Origin of the sequence: Chondrinema litorale (assembly GCF_026250525.1) — a bacterium.
GTDB classification, from domain to species: domain Bacteria; phylum Bacteroidota; class Bacteroidia; order Cytophagales; family Flammeovirgaceae; genus Chondrinema; species Chondrinema litorale.
The window spans coordinates 90553-108495 of the sequence record NZ_CP111049.1 but is presented as its reverse complement, the minus strand read 5'-3'; the positions used below and the strand labels follow the sequence as shown (position 1 = coordinate 108495).

The following is a 17943-nucleotide window of genomic DNA, read 5'->3' as shown; positions in this document are numbered from 1 at the left end:
ATGCTACAATGAATAGTTATTCCATTTTGATTTTATCTTTTTTTACTAATAGAATAAAACCTACAATTAGAGCCAAATAAGGCTGATTTTACAGAAAATAGAAATTATAATAAAGTCCAAAATGGACTTTTCTATTTTTTAGAAATATTCTAAAAAATAGAGTTAAACCTTGTGTTTTCCTCACATAAATATCTAAAAATCAATTACTTAAATAATAAAACTCAGCTATATCAATATGTAATTAAAAAAGAGTGCGTTGCTCTAAAAACATAATACAAAGCACGAGTTTAGAAAATTAAGATGAGCGCAAGAGCTGAAGGTTTATGGGCAAAAGTGGATACTTACAGTTGGCAGTTGGTGTTATTATCAGCTACAGCTGCTTCTTTACTTATTGCTGTAGCCGTAGTAAAAGTAGCTTGGTTCATATTTATTCTTCCTATAATATTAATTATTGGAGTTCCAGTTTTTGTAAGAATTCTAACAGATAAATTATTTGGTGTTTATTTAATGGTGGGTGTTGCATTCACAATGAATACCTTTCTCAAATTGATACCCAATATTCCCATTGGACTTCTTATGGATTTCTGCATTTTGATTATGGTGTTAACCATGCTATATGATTGTTATTGGCAGGGTGACTGGAATGATGCATTTGGAAGTCCTTTTACTTGGATTATTGTAGTTTGGAGTACTTGGCATCTTATAGAGTTTGCCAATCCTATTGCTGCATCAAGAATTGCTTGGTTTTATGTTATGAGACCTGCTCTAGGTTACATCATGATATATTTTGTAGCATATAAAAACCTCAAAGAGCTAGAAGAGATTAAGAAACTTTATTACTTCATCATATTACTCACTTTAGTTTCTGCCTCATGGGGAGTGGCTCAATTTGTTTTTGGTTATTTCCCTTTTGAAATGACTTATATCATCCAACACGATGCTGTCCATTTGGTTTTTATTCAAGGAAGATGGCGATCATTTGGTACAATGGGATCACCTGCACACTTCGGTGTAATAATGGCTTACATGACAGTTGCTTGCTGGTTATTACTAGGAATTAGTAGTTATACAGGTTGGCAGAAATTTATGCTTATTGTTACTTCAATTATGGCTTTAACAGCCCTAGTTTTTTCAGGTGCAAGGTCCGGAATTGCTGTATTACCTATAAGCTTGGCTACACTAGTAGGACTATCTCAAAATGTGAAACTATATATACTTAGTGGTTTTGCCGGTTTTGCTTTATTCATAGTAATCATCACTCCATCAGATAACTATCATGTGCAAAGGATACAGTCAACATTTAAGGGAAGTGAAGATGAATCTTTCAACATTAGAGAAGAAAACAGGGCAAAAATTACTCCTTGGATAATGGCTCACCCAATGGGTGGTGGTTTAGGTTCAACTGGAGTTTGGGGGCAAAAATTTTCACCAGGAACATTTTTAGCTAACTTCCCTCCCGACTCAGGATATGTAAGAGTAGCAGTAGAAATGGGTTGGATAGGGTTTTTACTTTATATCCTATTATGGATTGTAATTGTTTGGCATAGTGTAATCAACTTTTTCTTACTCAAACGACGGTGTAAAAGTAGATTATCAGAATTTAAAGACAGAAAAATAATGGGTATAGCTATTATATCTTCAATTATGCCATTAACCATTGTTGAAACTGCTCAAGATATTATTGGAAAATTACCATCCAACATGCTGTTCTGGGTTTGGATAGCCATGTTAATCAGAATTGTAAAACCCGCATTTATAGAGGAACCTGAATCAGAAAAAAAACAAGTCTATGAAAGAAGCTAATATAAATATGGTTAGTTGCCAGCACTTTCTTTCTGGTATAGGTCAATATGGTTATCATCTTTCAAATCATATGATGAAAGAAGGTAAAAAGGTGCATTTATATAAACCCTCAAAAAAAGGGTATGCCGATAATGAAATTGACAAACAAAAATGGGTGACACCAGTAAAATATCGCTCATTAGGCAATTTGCATCCTTATATATTGCCTTTGTTTTTGAGTAAACATTTAGCTTTTAAAAATAGCAAAGATATTTATCATGCACATTGGTTTTTATCAGGGCTTGCAGTCTCTTATGTTAAAAAGCACTTTGTTGTAACAATGCATGATGTTTCATTACTTCATGTAAAAGAAAAAAATAGTCATTACACACAATATTACTCTTGGGCAATTGAAAGATTTAAAAAGCTAGGTGTACCAATTATAACAGTATCTGAATCTGCTCGCCTCGATGCCATAGAATTTGGTAAAATTCCTGAAAATCAAGTATATGCTGTATACAATGGCGTCGATTTTAACAGATTCAAATTTGCTCCCAAAATTGAAAAAGACACTTTTACCATAGTATATGCCGGTGGCTTAGGTCCTAGAAAAAACTTAAAATTGTTATTACAGGCTTTTAAAATTTTAGAAGCTAAATATCCACATATTAAACTAAAAATTGCAGGTGCATTTCCAGAAAGAACTACATATCCTGCTTATTCTAATTCATTAGGAATTAAGAATGTAACTTTTACAGGTTATCTACCAGATGAAGATATGGGCACATTTTACCAACAAGGTGACCTATTTATTTTTCCATCAGAATACGAAGGTTTTGGTTTCGCTCCATTAGAAGCAATGGCAAGCGGCACACCTGTACTTACAACAAAAGGTGGTTCCTTAGAAGAAGTTTCTGGAGGTGGGGCATATCTATTTGAATATGATATAGATGATCTTGTTAATAAAGCTTCTGAACTAATAGAAGACAATACAAAACGAAAGGCACTTATAGATAAGGGGCTTAAATGGGTACAAAAGTATCAATGGAAAAATACTGCTGTAGAAACTGAAGCTATTTATCAACTCATTGCCTAAATTAAAAATGAAGCAGATGGATATAACGATATTATCTTGTTTAAGCAGTAAATGTGGAATTGGTAGATATACTGAGGAGCTTGCTTCTGCTGTCAATAAAAAAAATGGACAAGTTAAACTATTTAGAAAAAACTCAGGAAAAGAAGATTATATAATAGCTTATCCTCATAGATCATTTAAAAATTTAAAACATATAGTTGCCCCCTATTATCTCAAAAAAGCTGTTGAGCAAACAGATAGTGAGGTATGGCATGCAGATAACATTGATGCTTTTACTGCACTAGACTGGTCTGGTAAAGGAAAAAATAAAAAAAAGGTAGTAACAGTACATGATGCTATCCCCCTACTCTACCCTCACAAATCTTGGATAGATGGCAAAGCATTCCATTATCATTTACATAAAACTGCAAAAAAGGCGGACAGTATTGTAACTGTTTCTAAAACTTCTAAAAAAGATTTAGTAGAGATAGTAGGAATTGATGAAGCGAAAATTCAAGTCGTTTATAATGGGATTAGCCATAATTTGCTTTATCCGTTAACAGAAAAACCAAAACATAAAAGGTTCAATATCAGATACATTGGCGGATTAGGAGCGATACATAAAAATGCTGTTGCATTAATTGAAACTGCTAGAAAATTGAAAGAAATGAGCTTCGACTATGACATGGAAATTGGTAGTGGAAATGCACATGACACAATTTTACCAGAATTAGTTGAAAAATATAATCTTAAAAACCATGTTCATTTTAAAGGTTTTATACCTGACAATCAATTAAGAGAATTTCTTGGTGAAGGAGATGTATTTCTGTATCCAAGTTTATATGAGGGTTTTGGTTTTCCACCACTAGAAGCAATGGCTTGTGGAACAGCAGTTGTTGCTTCTGATACAGGTTCCTTAGCAGAAATACTACAAAAGGGAGCTCTCCTTTCTAAACCAAACCCTAACGACTTAGCGCTTAATATTATCAAGTTAGCAGAAAATCCGGATTTAAAATTTCAGCTTGAAAAAGAAGCTGTTGAAAATGCTGCCAATTTTACTTGGGAAAAAACAGCTGAAGAAATGATCCGGATTTATCGTGCCTAACAGTGTAAATATTTAAAAAGTCTAATCAATCTTTCAGCAACAAAATTATGAAAACAGCCAATCCAGAATCTAGATTTAAACTTTCTATTGATCCAAAAGACAAAGTATTAGAAATAGGTGGCGGACATAATCCTCATCCAAGAGCCAATGTAGTTGTTGATAAATATGTATTTGAAGATGGCCATAGAAGTGGAAACTTAAGTGTATTAAGCCATCAAGAATTTATATGTGCCGATGGAGAAAACCTACCTTTTAAAGATAAAGAATTTGATTATGTAATTTGTTGCCATGTTTTAGAACATGTAGAAAATCCAAAACAATTTCTTAAAGAAATGATGCGTGTGGCTAAGAGAGGATATATTGAAGTCCCTTCTTTAATGGGTGAACATTTAGCTCCTAAAGCATCTCACGTATGGGTATCTGTTGAGATCGACAATAAATTTGTAGTTTGCTCAAAGGAAAAACTCGGAATGAAAACACCAACAATGGATGCTGGTGACGTTTTTCTATACCATTTGCCTAAAAACTCATTGGCTTATAAGACATTAATTAAAACTCATGGTAATATCTTAACTCTAAGATATGAGTGGAAAGATAACTTTGAATTCGTTATTGACCCTTCACCAGACACACTTCCACTTACAAAAGATGGTAGATGGTTACCAGCAATGATTTCAGAAGCATTTCCAGAAAGAAGTATTAAAACTGAATGTATCGGTTTTAGCAAAGCATTATGGGAGGTAGGTAAAGAATACATTAAAAACCGAATGAATGGTAAAAAGAGAACTACAAAAGATGCAAAAATTGGATTAGGAATTGAAAACACACAACATGCTAAAGCATCCTAGCAAATTGGAGTTTCAGCAAAAAAAGTATCTAATTTCTAAAACTTGGAAATACTCTAATATATAGAAGTCATCGTGTTATAAAATACTAAATATCAATTACTTATGTAATGGTCTATTTTTTAGTATTTGAATTAATTAACAAACTTCATCTATGATTTCATTAAAAAAAATATCTCATACATTAGCCGGTAATCTATTAGAGTTTGCTGCTGGGTTTGGCATAACAACATTTGTTACGTTCAGCTATTCAACAGAGCTTGCTGGTGAATGGATGTGGATTATGGCAATTGCTGCTGTTCAAGCTAAAATTAGAGAAGGTATTACTCAAACAGCTTTAGTAAAATTTGCTTGCAATGGAGAAATTCAAGAGCAATACAAACAAAGAAAGCTTAATTTCTTTATTACAGTTCTATTTGAGATTGCAATCTTTACTATTCTATTTATTCTTTCATTTTTATTTAGTGAAAAGTACCAAAACTGGTATTTAATATATGGGATTTATTCTTTTTGCACAGCAATTTTTAGATGGCAAATGTTTTTATGGCAAGGAACTTTAAAAACAAATAACTATTTAAAAACTCAATTTCTAGCTGTTGTTTTTACCATATCAGGAACTGCTTACTGCTATTTATATCAACAAGATTTATTAACTCTAACTGTAATATTAGCTTTATCTAAGTTCGTCTCAATATACCCTTTTCTAGATTACAAAGAAAAAATCAATACATTCAATTCTAAAATTTCAAATCAGCATTTAAATGATATTCGTGCTTATGCTGGTTTTGGTCTTTTAAGAGAAACTACTGGTAGTATTGCATCTAGAGCAGAAATGTTGATAGGTGGTCTATTACTAACCTTTTCAGATGTTGCTTGGTTGGGGCTTGCAGCCAGATATGCACAATTATTTTTATTACCGAATGGCGCGATTCAATCACTTGTTAATACAAGAGCTCATGCTTTAGCTTTTAACGACATAGAAAACATGAAAATACTGTTAGGCCAAACTTTAACAGGCTTATGGTTACTGTTTGGAATAGGTGTATTAATATTTAGCTTAACCGCCAATTATTGGGTCCCTATTGTTCATGGTGAACAATATACCGAGGCAATCCCAATTATTATACTCATACTGTTGCATACATCCCTATTTGTACCAACTGGAGGTATTTTCGGTACAATAGCACACGCATTAAATCAACCTAAATTAACGGCTAAAGTAGTAATGTTGAGTAGTATAGTAAAAATAACTCTTACAAGTCTTGGACTATGGTTATTTGGAATCTGGGGTGGCGTATTCGTTCCTTTTGCAGTCGAAATTTGGGGTATCTATTACACTGGAAATATTATGAAAAAGCATCTAGATACAAGTTGGAGTGAATTAATTTTTCTAGGTGTGAATAAATCAAATCTGCTAAATCTAGAATTTCAAAAATCTAGCAAATAACAACTTACTTCTCGTCTAAATGAAAACTAAATAATATGGATAGCAAATTAAAAATATCAGTAGTTGTTGCTACATATAATAGAAGCGATTTATTAATAGAACTTATCAAAAGTCTTGATAATCAAACTCTAGATAAAGAAACCTATGAGATAATAATTGCATGTGATGGTTGTACAGACGATACTATAGAGAAACTAGAATTTCAAAGCTACTATGTGCCTAATCTTAAGTGGCTAGATTTACCAAAGGGAAATCCAGCCAAATCAAGAAATGCTGGAATATTAGAAGCCAAAGCCCCTTTAATTGCATTTACAGATGACGATTGTTTGGCGGAAAATACTTGGTTGGAAACAATAATTAAAGTATTTGATAAAAAAGATACTATAGGATTACAAGGAAAAACTACTACAGACAAAAAACTGGTGAATCCTCTAACACATCAAATTGAAAATTTGAAAGGGCATCCATCAGTACCTACTTGTAATGCAGCATTTAGGAAAAATATATTACTCAAAATAGGTGGATTTGACGAACATTTCCCTTTCGCGCATAATGAAGATGCCGATTTATCTTGGCGCATAAGAAGTGAAGGTAAGATTGATTTTGTACCAGAAATGGTTATCAATCATCCTCCTAGAAAGGTCAGCTTTACAAAAATGTTAGATAGAATGAAAATTCTTGAAAGTGAGTTTATGCTTTACCATAAAAATCCTGAATTATATAAATTTTGGAGAAATGAAAATCCTTGGAAAACGATCTATACTGAAGTTTTCCTTAAGCATCAATTATTGATCTTCAAATCAAGATTTAAATATATAAATAGACCTCTTTTGATGATTAAAGGAATAATGATAAGTCTTATCTGGTGGATAGATTTATTATTAAAATACCCTTCATTTTTAAAAGCAGATCAATTATATAAAAAGAAATATTCTGAATTAAATATTCTCACTGAAGAAAGCAACCTTGCAGCTTAGCAAGAGGCTAAAAAAAATAATTATGAAGTTAATATTTAAATTTATTGCTGTGGCACTATGTCTAATGCATTTTAATTTAAAAGCTCAACTTCTCCCAAGTGAAAAAGTAGAATTAGATTCATTACTTGAGATCGCACTTAAAAATTCTCATACACTAAAAGAAATCAATGAGAAGTTGAATCAGCAAAGAAGTCAGCTAAAAGTTGAAAAACTAAGCTGGTTTTCTGGTATAGATGTCGGATTACAGTTCTTTTCTATGGAACAACAGGTTGATTCTGAAAATGGACAGTCATTTTATGCTAGTAACGTTTTGCCGCAAGTGGGAGGCAGTTTAAGAATTAGTTTACATAATCTAATAACCACACCTCAACGTATCAAAATTGCTAAAAGTGATTTGATTCGTACTGAAGAAGGTATTGAAAATACTATTGATGATATAGAAAGATGGATCACCATGAAATATTTTGAGTTAGTTTCAACTAAGAGGCAAACTGCAATTACCAAAGAATTACTTATATCTCAAGAGCACGCTTTTGCCTTGGTAAAACAGAAATTTGAGAAAAATGAAGCTAAACTAGACGATTTTCTTAAGGCTCAAAATGCAATTCAGCAGACAAAAGAAACTTTAATCAAACATGAACTCAGTTTAGAAAAATTTAAGGCGGAATTAAGCATTATAACAAAGTAGAATAATACTTTTTTATATGCTGTTGGAAAAGGTTCTGGTGATTTTTAAGAAGTTCTGGAAGTTCAAGATTTGGCTGATAGGAATACCGGTACTTTCAGGAGCTTTAGTTTTTTTTCTAACTCGAAACCAAGAGCGAAAATATATTTCAAAAGCGACATTACAAGTAAGTATGCCTACTTCTGGTGATGTTTCTTTGATTGGTAGAGAATTTAAACAATATGAAGCCAGTCTGTTCTTCTTTGACTTAATCGAAGTGATTAATTCAAGGAAGACAACGGAAATGGTACGCCTAGAAATTTTAAAAAAATATATGGAAGGAGAATATCAATTTTTCTCTTTCGATGATAATCCCGAATTACGCGAGGACTCAGTTAAAATTTATAATAGAGCAAAAGAACTAGGCAAAGAATACAATCTATTGAATTTATCTGATTCATTAGATATTGGCATCACACTATTGTTAGAAAATAACAGATTAAGTATTAAAGAAATGCAGGGTCAGTTAAATGCTAGTAGGGTTGGAAAAAGTAATTATGTTGACATTAAATATGAGTGTGAAAACCCGTACAAAGCGGCCTATATAACTGGATGTTATATAAATATTATTACTCAACAATATAAAGTACTATCTCAAAAAAAGATAGAAGATAATAGAGAAAGGCTAGAAGTGCTGGTTGATAATGCTAAAAAAGAACTTGACAGTAAAATTAGTCAGCTTGAAAATTTTAAAATAGAAAATAATATTATTAACCTACCTGAACATACAAAGGCAATCGTGAATCAGGTAGTAAATATGGAAGTAAAATTAGCCCATTTAAAAGAAACTTACGACGCTCATGATAAAGCAGCTGAAATTGTAAAAAAGAACCTTCAAAATGCTGGTAGTTTCAACTTCAATGATATTTCAAATAAGACAATAGCTTCACTTAAAGATTCATTAAGAAATGTAAGTGAAAGCTTACTTTTTTTCGAAGGAGATGAAATTGAAAAGCAAGAATTAGAAACAAAAGTAGAACACTTAAAAAATGAAATAACCGCTCAAATAATCACAATGCTTGACAAGGTCCCTTACGATCCATCTCAGGCGCGACAAGAGTTAATGAGCAGGCTAATTGGTTATGAAATAGATAAAGAAATGGAATCAAGTATGCTAGAATCTGTAGAAAATGAATTAGAAAAGCTGAATTTATATGCAGCTAAATTTGCTCCATTAGAGTCTAGCTTAAGCACGTATACTTCAGAAATTCATATTGCACAAGAAGCATACTTAATCCTATTAAACAAACTAAATCTAGTTAGAACAATTGAACAAGGCTCTGGTGATGTAAAAATCACTATTTTCTCACCTCCAATTTTACCTAGAGAACCAGAAAGCTCTAAAAGAGCATTTGCAATTGTAGGAGCTTGTATTGCTTCTTTTATCCTTATTGCAGCAGGAATTGTAGCATTTGTTTTACTTGACAAAAGAGTTTATTCTACTAGTTATTTTACTGAATTAACTACCATATTACCCTTTATTTCTATTAATGATAAATCGGATAACATACATGAAATAAAAAGATTAAGAAAAAAGATATCAGACTTGCCTAATGAATTAAGGACGATACTAATTATTGGCCTTTCTGAAAAAGATATAGATAACAGCTTTTTAGAAAGTTTGATGCAATCCCTAGCAACATTTCCTGGAAATCAACTCATGCTAAATGCTACTGGTAGTGAAAAAACAATAGAAGGTTACGATTCTTCAAATCTACCTGAAAAAATTGAGCAAATTCAAGAACCTGAGGATAGTAAAAACTATGTAATAAATATTGATAACAAAACTTCACCATTTGAAAAGCATCATCCAGAATTCTGGCAAGAATACACACAAAAGAGTTTAATAAGTAGAAAATGTATTATAATAGCTGCCCCTCCTGCCCTTCTCAGCTCAGATTGGGAAGAATGGTTAAGTACAGCTCATGCTTTTATTCTTGTTCGTATGGGTGGACAAGGTATGACAGAAAAAGATAAGGATATAATTAGATCTATATATACACATGAAAAGTCTTTTCAGGCAACAGTATTTATTGAAAAGGAACAATAACCAAAACTAATACAACATGGACTTCTTAGTAATCTTAAGAATAATTTATTATTCTATTGGACTCTATTTTCTTTTTTATTCTTTCTATTGGTTTTTCCTATCGATAATGGGAATGATCTATAGTAAAAGTAAAAGAATAAAAAATAATGATTATATTAAGATTGATAATCTTGTAATTTTATTTCCTGCTTACAAACCTGATTTAAAATTGCTAGAAGCAGTGAAAGCTGCAAAAGCTATAAAAAATATTCCCAAAGCAGAAATTTTAATTATTCTGCAAGAAGACGTAAATAATATCAAAGAATTATTACTTGAGGAAGAAATTACTATTGTTGAAAAAAACTTTAAAAATGTAAATGGAAATCCTTATCACGAAGTTTTAAGATTTAGTGCTTCGGTATGTAAAGAGCTAAATGCATCTCATATATTATTATTAGATAAAGATAACATTGCAAATAATGATTTTATCAATCAAATTTTCTCATTTGGAAATCCCAATGCAGATGTTTGGCAAGGGAAAAGAAAAGCTTTAAATCAAGAAAATAATTGGGCTACTTACGATTCATTTTCAGAGAAACTTAATGATATGTTGCTTAGAGAAGCTAAACAAGCTCTAGATTTACCTCCTGAACTAAGTGGAAGTGCAATTTTATTTAAAACTGAAGTATTTGAAAATGCTGTAAACAATTTAGATTCAAGAGCTCCGGGAATGGACAAAAATTTATTAATTCAACTGCTTCTATCAAATAAGATTATAAGTTATGTTCCAGAAGCAATAGTTTGGGAAGAAAAAACAGCTTCTTCTGAAGTATTACAAACTCAAAGAATTAGATGGTTTGGGAACCAATACTTCAATGCTTTGTACTGGGGTATAGCACTACTAAAAAAACAAAAACCAGCATGTTTAGATTATCTTATAACATTGTATAGACCGCCAAGAAGCATTCAAATTGTATTACTCCCTATCTTAATGATTTTAGAGCTTCTGACTTTTAAATTTATAGAAATTTTTAGTTATAGCTTCTTATTTACAATAGGTGGAATACTACTGTTCCTAATTAAAGAAAATGCTTGGTCATCTGCATATTCAATTGCTCAAAAATTACCAATTATGGCCTTCAGAAATCTTAAAAGTGCAGCAAATGGTGTTTCTAAAAAACAACAAGGCAAATTTATTTCTACAGAGAGAAGGTTAAATCCGAATGAAAAATTAAAGAAAAGTGCTTAATAGTTTTATGAAAGATGGTGAAATATAGCCTAACTATATTTCACCATCTTTTTTCATTTTGTAAATAGTAGATTTTCCCATATCCAGTTTAACAGCAACTGCATCGTAATCATTGTTATACTTACTCATATAATGCTTTACAATCTTCCTTGTATAACCTTTCAATGTATCTTCTTGACCTTCCAACATACGTCCCAAAACATCACCTTCTTGAAATATAATATCAGAAACATCAATCATATTATTTTCACACATTACACAAGCAAGTTCAATAATTGCCCTCAACTCTCTTATATTTCCAGGGAAACCATAATTTGCTAACTTTTTTTGTGCTTCAATTGACAATTCTGGTTTCTTACATTTATTATGATTAGCATATTCCATTAAAAAAAAGTCAGTAAGTTGTAATACGTCCTCTCTTCTCTCCCTTAAGGCAGGAAGTTCAATTTGTAAACCCAACAATCGATAATATAAATCTTCTCTAAATTTTCGATTGTCAACTTCTGCAAAAAGTTTCTTATGAGTTGCTATAATTAATCTAAAATCTACTTTTATCGTTTGGTTTCCTCCTATTCTAACTATTTCCCTTTCTTGTAAAACCCTTAATAATTTACTTTGCATATTTAAATCCATCTCTCCTATTTCATCAAGAAATAAAGTGCCTTTGTGTGCTAGTTCAATTTTTCCTATTCGTCTCTCTGCTGCACCAGTAAAAGCTCCTTTTTCATGTCCAAATAATTCACTTTCAATTAATTCTGCTGGAATTGCCGCTACATTCACCGCTACAAAATTCTGCTTTTTCCGATCTGATTTAAAATGTATTGATTTAGCAACTAACTCTTTACCAGTTCCAGTTTCACCTGTAATACTCACAGTGATTTGAGAATTAACAGCTTTTTCCATTTGCCTGAATACCTTTTGTATAGCTATACTATCGCCAATTATATTGGAAAAGTTATATTTTTTCCCTACTTCTTCCTGTAAGCTTTCTACTTCATTTTGTAACTCAAGCTTTTCTGACAAATTCTTCAATAGCTGTCTTAATCGATGTATTGAGTCATCATTTTTTATGATATAGTCTTCGGCTCCTGAACGTATTAATTCTAATGCCGTTTCCATATCTTCTTGACCAGAAAGAATAATCACAGGTAATTTGGGATACTTATATTTTATTTTTCTTAAAATATCTGCACCAGTCATATCCGGTAATGTATAATCTAGAGAAACTACAGCAGGTTGTTGATATAAGTTCAATAAACAATCTTTCCCAGAAGTAAATCTTATTATTTCATAGTCTGGATTCAGACCTAATTGATAATTTAATGCTTCACCAAAAAAAGGATCGTCTTCAACAATAAATATTTTCATAAATAAAGAATCTCACATTCAAAAAATATTAATATGAGTAGTAATTAGCCTTTTTTTACCACATTTTAATGTCTCATATAATTTATTATTATCTGTTTTTAGGTATTTTATTTAGGCTTGTAATTAGCGAAAGTATTCTAAAAATTAGAAATTTTATTGTTTATAGAAATATTAACGAACTTGGTATAGTTATATTTGCTTGGTTTACAGTATGTTAAATTAATATACTTGAAATGGAGCAGATTTTGAAAATAACCAAATTACAATTCAAACAAGCTTCATATGGATTTTAAAATTCTTTATATTGATGATGACCACTTTATGCGAATGTTTTTTGAAGGTTATTTCGAAAGTAAATTCGATATTAAAGTATGTGATTCTGCAGAGGACGCCTGGAAAATTTTTAGATCAGGATATAGAGCAGACTTAATCGTTCTAGACCTTGTTTTACCCGGCCAAAGTGGAAAATCTTTTTTAACAGAATTAAAAAAACAAAAAGCCCTTGCTGATACTCCTGTAATTGTATTATCTGGTAATGATAAAAGCAATACTAGAATAGATATACTTAAAGCCGGAGCAGAAGATTTTATAATAAAACCTTTTAATCCTGAAGAACTAGAAATAAAAATAGCCAAAGTAACCAGTAAGATAGAAAAAAAGATAAATCCCCAATATTTAAAAGACAGCAACAAAATATTGGGGATAAAATAAAAAGAATAATAGATATTCTAGTTGCTGGATCTATTTTGATTATACTTTCACCTATAATTTTAACTTTTGCAATTCTTATAAAATTAGATTCAAAAGGACCAATTTTTTACGTATCAAAAAGAGTAGGTAAAGGATACAAAATATTTAATTTTTATAAATTCAGATCTATGAGAGTTGATGCTGATGCTTTAGTAGATAAATTAAAAAGAAATAATCAATATTTAAAAGTAGAAGAAAAACCAATACCCGAGGTTTGTGAAAAATGCACTTCAGAAAATAAATTATTAATGATCATGGATGGTAGACCTGTTTGTGAACATTATGTAGATTCAAAAAAACTCATAAATAAAACCTCTTTTGTTAAATTCCAAAATGATCCTAGAATTACCAAATTGGGTGAATTTTTAAGAAGATCTAGTGTTGATGAATTACCTCAACTCTGGAATGTATTGAAAGGAGATATGTCTTTAGTTGGTAATAGACCTCTCCCCCTTTACGAGGCAGAAAAACTAACAAGAGACCAATCAGTTCTTAGATTTGAAGCTCCCGCAGGAATTACTGGTCTATGGCAAGTTTCTAAAAGAGGAAAATCAGATATGTCAGAGGAAGAGAGAATCGAATTAGATAATGAATATGCAACTAATCGAAATCTTATCTATGACATGAAACTTTTAATAAAAACTATACCTGCAATAATGCAAAAAGAAAACGTCTGATTATTTAAAAACTAAACTTTCACTTTACAGCTATGAAATTTTATACAAAATACTTTCTAAGTATTCTTCTTTTGAGTGCTTGTAACCTGAATAAAGATATTGAAGACCCGATTGCAGTATCGGGTTCATTAGAAACATTAGAAGTTCCCGAAGATTTTGAATATGCAACTAGTAAATTGATTGATCTTGAAATATCTATAAACAATATAGAAAGTGATATTATATTCGATTTATACGATCAAGAAAATAATTTACTTTTAAGAGGTAATACTTCTAACGAAAACACTTTTATCACCCAACTAAGTTTACCTTATCACCATGATTCAATATGGATAAAACCTCATCATATTGGTATCATTTCAGAGATAGGATTAGAGATAATAGGTAACAAAGTAAATTATGAATTTACTCCAGTGATAAGTTCTGATGCTTATAGTACAGTAAAAAATAGTAATAAAAGAACTTTAGCCACAATTTATGAGCCAATGGGAGATTGGGATTCTCAAGGTAGACCTTTATACTTAGAAGCTACTGGTGATGTTATATCTCAATCTCTACTTGACGATATAGATGCATCTCTCCCTGAATCAAGACCAGTTCCAACATTTAATCCAGAATATTTGGTTGATCAAGATATGAACACAAAATTACAAGCTGACGCTGATGTTTGGATTACATTTGTACATGAAGGTGCTGGATGGAAAAATACTTTAGGATATTACACCTATGATATTAACAATCCTCCAGCTTCTGTAGAAGATATTACTAATCATCACATCATTTTTCCAAATGTCTCATTTAATGGTAGTGGAGGAAATCTTCAAAGTGGTGACAAAGTTCATTTAGGTAGATTTCCAGTAAATACAGGTATTGGTTGGTTTTTAGTACCTAATGCATGGGATGCTAATACTTCTACTGTACTTGATAAACCACAAGTCAAATATTCCGTAAAATCTTTCAATAGTTTTACAGATACAGAATATGCTCAACATGTAATACTATTAAAAGATAATGTTAGAGAATTACTTTTACTTGGTTTTGAAGATACATCTAGACCAGCTGGTGATAATGATTTTAATGATGCAATATTTTATGTATCTGCCAACCCGTACTCTGCTATAATAACAGATGATTTTCAAGAAGTTACAGCATCGGAAGACACAGACTTAGATGGAGTATTAGATCATCTAGATGAATATCCAACTGATCCTGACAAAGCTTTTAATGCCTATATACCAGCTCAAAACGTTACTGGAAGTTTAGCATTTGAAGATATGTGGCCAAATGAAGGTGATTATGATTTTAATGACCTTGTAATGGACTATCAATATAAAAAGATTCTAAGTGCAAATATGAGAGTCCAAGAATTAGAGGCTAACTATACTTTAAAAGCAGTAGGAGGCTACTACCACAACGGCTTTGGAATTGAATTACCTTTTTCAAATAACTCAGTTCAATCCATTTCAGGTAATGTATTAAAAGATAGATATGTACAAACAAACTCTAATGGTACAGAAAGTGGCCAAACCAACACAGTAGTAATTGTTTTTGAAGATGCATATGATATTATGTCACCTTTAGGTACCGGCCAACTAGTTAATGTTAGAGAAAAAGAAGGTTATATAGAACCAGTAGAAATTAATATAAATATTGATTTTACTGATTATCAAGTTTTTAACTCACAAATAGTTTCAGAAAGTATTAATCCTTTTATCATAGTAAATAAAAACCGTGGACATGAAGTCCATCTTCCTGGAAATGAGCCAACTGACTTAGTAGATGAAACAATATTTGGTTCTGGTTCAGATAATAGTAACCCGAACAATCAAAGATATTATGTTACTTCTCAACAATTACCTTGGGCAATTGATATAAGTAGGACTTTTGAATACCCTATTGAAAATGCTGCTATTAATAAAGCTCATAAAAACTTTGCAAATTGGGCTGAAAGTAATGGTAGTATCTATTCAGATTGGTACTATAATAAAGGTGGCTATAGAGATACTAAGTTTATTTATTGATGAAATAAATACTTTATAATGGGAAATAACTTATCAGAAATCCCCATAGTTTTTCAAGCTATGCCTAGATGGGATCATCCATACGAATCAACTGCAATAAACATTGCTAAAAGGCTTTCAAAGAAAAGAACCGTCTTTTACGTAGAGCATCCTTATACTTGGAAGGATCTTTTAACAGTTGATCAGAGTAAAATCTATAATAGATTAGATTGTTGGAATCCCTTTAAACAATCCTATCATAAACCTTATGATAATTATCAAAACTTAATATATATTGTTCCTAGTCCTCAAATACCATTTAATTTCCTACCAGAAGGTAATCTATTTGAAGCTATAAGGAACAATATAAATAATAAGATTTGGAAAACGATTGACAAAGTTATTGATAAGTTTAATTATAATAAATTTATCTATATCAACTCTTTTGATCCTGTTTTTGCTCAAGTAAGATCTCAAAAAGAATTAGTGGCAAATATTTATCAAAGTGTAGATAATATTTCAGGAGAAAAATATATAGCAAAACATGGTATAAGAGCCGAGAAAGAAGCCACTATAAATGCGGACTTGGTGCTTACCACATCAAAAGAATTAAAAAACAAATTAGGTTTTTATAATAACCAAACCCATGCTATTGAAAATGGCGTGGATTACTATCATTTTGCTGAAAATGTTGATGGAATTCCTGAAGATTTATCAAAGATTGAAGGAATAAAAATATTGTATGTAGGAAATATTGGATTAAGAATAGACTATAACTTAATTGAGCAAATTGCTAAAAAATTCCCGCAATGGAATTGGGTGTTTGTTGGACCTGAAGATAAAAGAGAGTTTAAAGGACAAAGACTTAAATCTCTAAATAATGTTTACTTTTTAGGTAAAAAAAGTTATTCTGAATTACCTCCATATATAAGATTTGCTGATGCTTGTATATTACCTTTTAAATGTAATGAGCTCACAAAATGTATATATCCTCTCAAAATAAATGAATACTTTGCTTGTGGTAAACCTGTATTATCAACCTCATTTTCAGATTTTTATCCATTGAGTAATGAAATTAATTTCTTCAATAGTATAGATTCATTTGAGTCTCAAATGGAGGATATAATCAATTCAAATAATAACTCGGATAGAAAAAAAGGTTTTGCTTTAAATAACGATTGGAACTCAAGAACCAAACAAATTGAAATGCTAATTTCAAATGTTTTAGTAGAGAAAAGTTCTCAAAAAGATAGAATTCAAAAAAGTATACCTGCATGAATATAACTTCTATAAAAAAATATCTTTCAAAACAGCATATTTTGAAAAAAATCATTCATAGGATAATAATACCCAAAAATGAACATAGACCAAGATTTTGGGTGAAATGGATAATCAATCCCTTTTTTCATGAGGTTAAAGGTAAAATAAGAAATTCTGTAAGACGAGATTTATTTCCTTTTCAAAGTTTTAAACTAGGTAAAAATGCTCGTATAGAAGATTTCTCTGTAATAAACAATGGTGTAGGATTAGTAGAAATAGGAGAAGGAAGTCGAATTGGTATTGGAAATGTTATTATTGGTCCAGTAATAATAGAAAGTAATTGTCTATTAGCTCAAAATATTGTCATTTCTGGACTAAATCATAATTATCAAAATATTAATAACCCAATATTAGAACAAGGAATTAATACAAATAAAGTAACATTAAAAGAGGGATGTTGGATCGGAGCTAATGCATGTATTACTGCTGGAGTTACAATAGGTAAAAATGCTGTAATTGGTGCTGGAAGTGTTGTTACTAAAGATGTACCTGATTATACTGTGGCAGTTGGAAATCCAGCAAAAGTAATCAAAAAACTAGATTCTAATATTGAAATGAGAACAGCATTTGTTATTAATATGAGAGCCTAATATAT

15 protein-coding genes are annotated in these 17943 nt (G+C 31.0%); 14 read left to right on the top strand and 1 reads right to left on the bottom strand.

The window, feature by feature from the left end:
• Nucleotides 1-300: 300 nt before the first annotated feature.
• From OQ292_RS28805 to OQ292_RS28765, 9 genes are all read left to right on the top strand, one after another.
• Nucleotides 301-1803: an O-antigen ligase family protein gene (locus OQ292_RS28805; RefSeq protein ID WP_284687767.1), complete on the top strand. Its 1503-nt coding sequence runs from the start codon at nucleotides 301-303 to the stop codon at nucleotides 1801-1803.
• Entirely contained in the window at nucleotides 1790-2878 is a 1089-nt protein-coding gene (locus tag OQ292_RS28800; protein WP_284687766.1) for a glycosyltransferase family 4 protein, read from the top strand. Before OQ292_RS28805 ends, OQ292_RS28800 begins: the two co-directional genes overlap by 14 nt.
• Before the next feature lie 16 nt (nucleotides 2879-2894).
• Nucleotides 2895-3962, top strand: a complete 1068-nt coding sequence (locus OQ292_RS28795) for a glycosyltransferase family 4 protein (protein ID WP_284687765.1) — start codon at nucleotides 2895-2897, stop codon at nucleotides 3960-3962.
• Nucleotides 3963-4009: 47 nt separating this feature from the next.
• Nucleotides 4010-4810, top strand: a complete 801-nt coding sequence (locus OQ292_RS28790; protein WP_284687764.1) for a class I SAM-dependent methyltransferase — start codon at nucleotides 4010-4012, stop codon at nucleotides 4808-4810.
• A 151-nt stretch (nucleotides 4811-4961) separates the two neighbouring features.
• Nucleotides 4962-6254: a lipopolysaccharide biosynthesis protein gene (locus OQ292_RS28785; protein WP_284687763.1), complete on the top strand. Its 1293-nt coding sequence runs from the start codon at nucleotides 4962-4964 to the stop codon at nucleotides 6252-6254.
• 35 nt (nucleotides 6255-6289) lie between these two features.
• Nucleotides 6290-7231 carry a glycosyltransferase family 2 protein gene (locus tag OQ292_RS28780; protein WP_284687762.1) on the top strand — a complete coding sequence of 314 codons (942 nt, stop codon included), beginning with the start codon at nucleotides 6290-6292 and terminating at the stop codon, nucleotides 7229-7231.
• A 22-nt stretch (nucleotides 7232-7253) separates the two neighbouring features.
• Nucleotides 7254-7919, top strand: coding sequence for a TolC family protein (locus OQ292_RS28775; RefSeq protein WP_284687761.1), 666 nt, complete (start codon nucleotides 7254-7256; stop codon nucleotides 7917-7919).
• A gap of 16 nt (nucleotides 7920-7935) precedes the next feature.
• The gene (locus tag OQ292_RS28770; RefSeq protein WP_284687760.1) at nucleotides 7936-10005 is read left to right on the top strand and encodes a GumC family protein; all 2070 of its coding nucleotides are present in this window, start codon (nucleotides 7936-7938) and stop codon (nucleotides 10003-10005) included.
• A 16-nt stretch (nucleotides 10006-10021) separates the two neighbouring features.
• The gene (locus OQ292_RS28765) at nucleotides 10022-11233 is read left to right on the top strand and encodes a glycosyltransferase family 2 protein (RefSeq protein WP_284687759.1); all 1212 of its coding nucleotides are present in this window, start codon (nucleotides 10022-10024) and stop codon (nucleotides 11231-11233) included.
• A 33-nt stretch (nucleotides 11234-11266) separates the two neighbouring features.
• Here the strand turns inward: OQ292_RS28765 and OQ292_RS28760 are convergent, their stop codons facing one another.
• A complete protein-coding gene (locus tag OQ292_RS28760; RefSeq protein WP_284687758.1) occupies nucleotides 11267-12601 on the bottom strand; it encodes a sigma-54-dependent transcriptional regulator in 1335 nt (444 codons plus the stop codon).
• Nucleotides 12602-12883: 282 nt separating this feature from the next.
• On the opposite strand from OQ292_RS28760, the gene OQ292_RS28755 reads away from it, so the two are divergent.
• From OQ292_RS28755 to OQ292_RS28735, 5 genes are read left to right on the top strand one after another with little or no spacing between them, the layout of a single operon-like run.
• Complete coding sequence (locus tag OQ292_RS28755) at nucleotides 12884-13312, top strand: response regulator (protein ID WP_284687757.1); 429 nt, start codon at nucleotides 12884-12886, stop codon at nucleotides 13310-13312.
• Nucleotides 13313-13347: 35 nt separating this feature from the next.
• The gene (locus OQ292_RS28750; protein WP_489686931.1) at nucleotides 13348-14028 is read left to right on the top strand and encodes a sugar transferase; all 681 of its coding nucleotides are present in this window, start codon (nucleotides 13348-13350) and stop codon (nucleotides 14026-14028) included.
• A 32-nt stretch (nucleotides 14029-14060) separates the two neighbouring features.
• Nucleotides 14061-16049, top strand: coding sequence for an LruC domain-containing protein (locus tag OQ292_RS28745; RefSeq protein ID WP_284687756.1), 1989 nt, complete (start codon nucleotides 14061-14063; stop codon nucleotides 16047-16049).
• 18 nt (nucleotides 16050-16067) lie between these two features.
• On the top strand, nucleotides 16068-17306 hold the full coding sequence (locus tag OQ292_RS28740) for a glycosyltransferase (RefSeq protein WP_284687755.1): 1239 nt from the start codon (nucleotides 16068-16070) through the stop codon (nucleotides 17304-17306).
• Nucleotides 17303-17938: an acyltransferase gene (locus tag OQ292_RS28735; protein WP_284687754.1), complete on the top strand. Its 636-nt coding sequence runs from the start codon at nucleotides 17303-17305 to the stop codon at nucleotides 17936-17938. Before OQ292_RS28740 ends, OQ292_RS28735 begins: the two co-directional genes overlap by 4 nt.
• Nucleotides 17939-17943 lie beyond the last annotated feature (5 nt).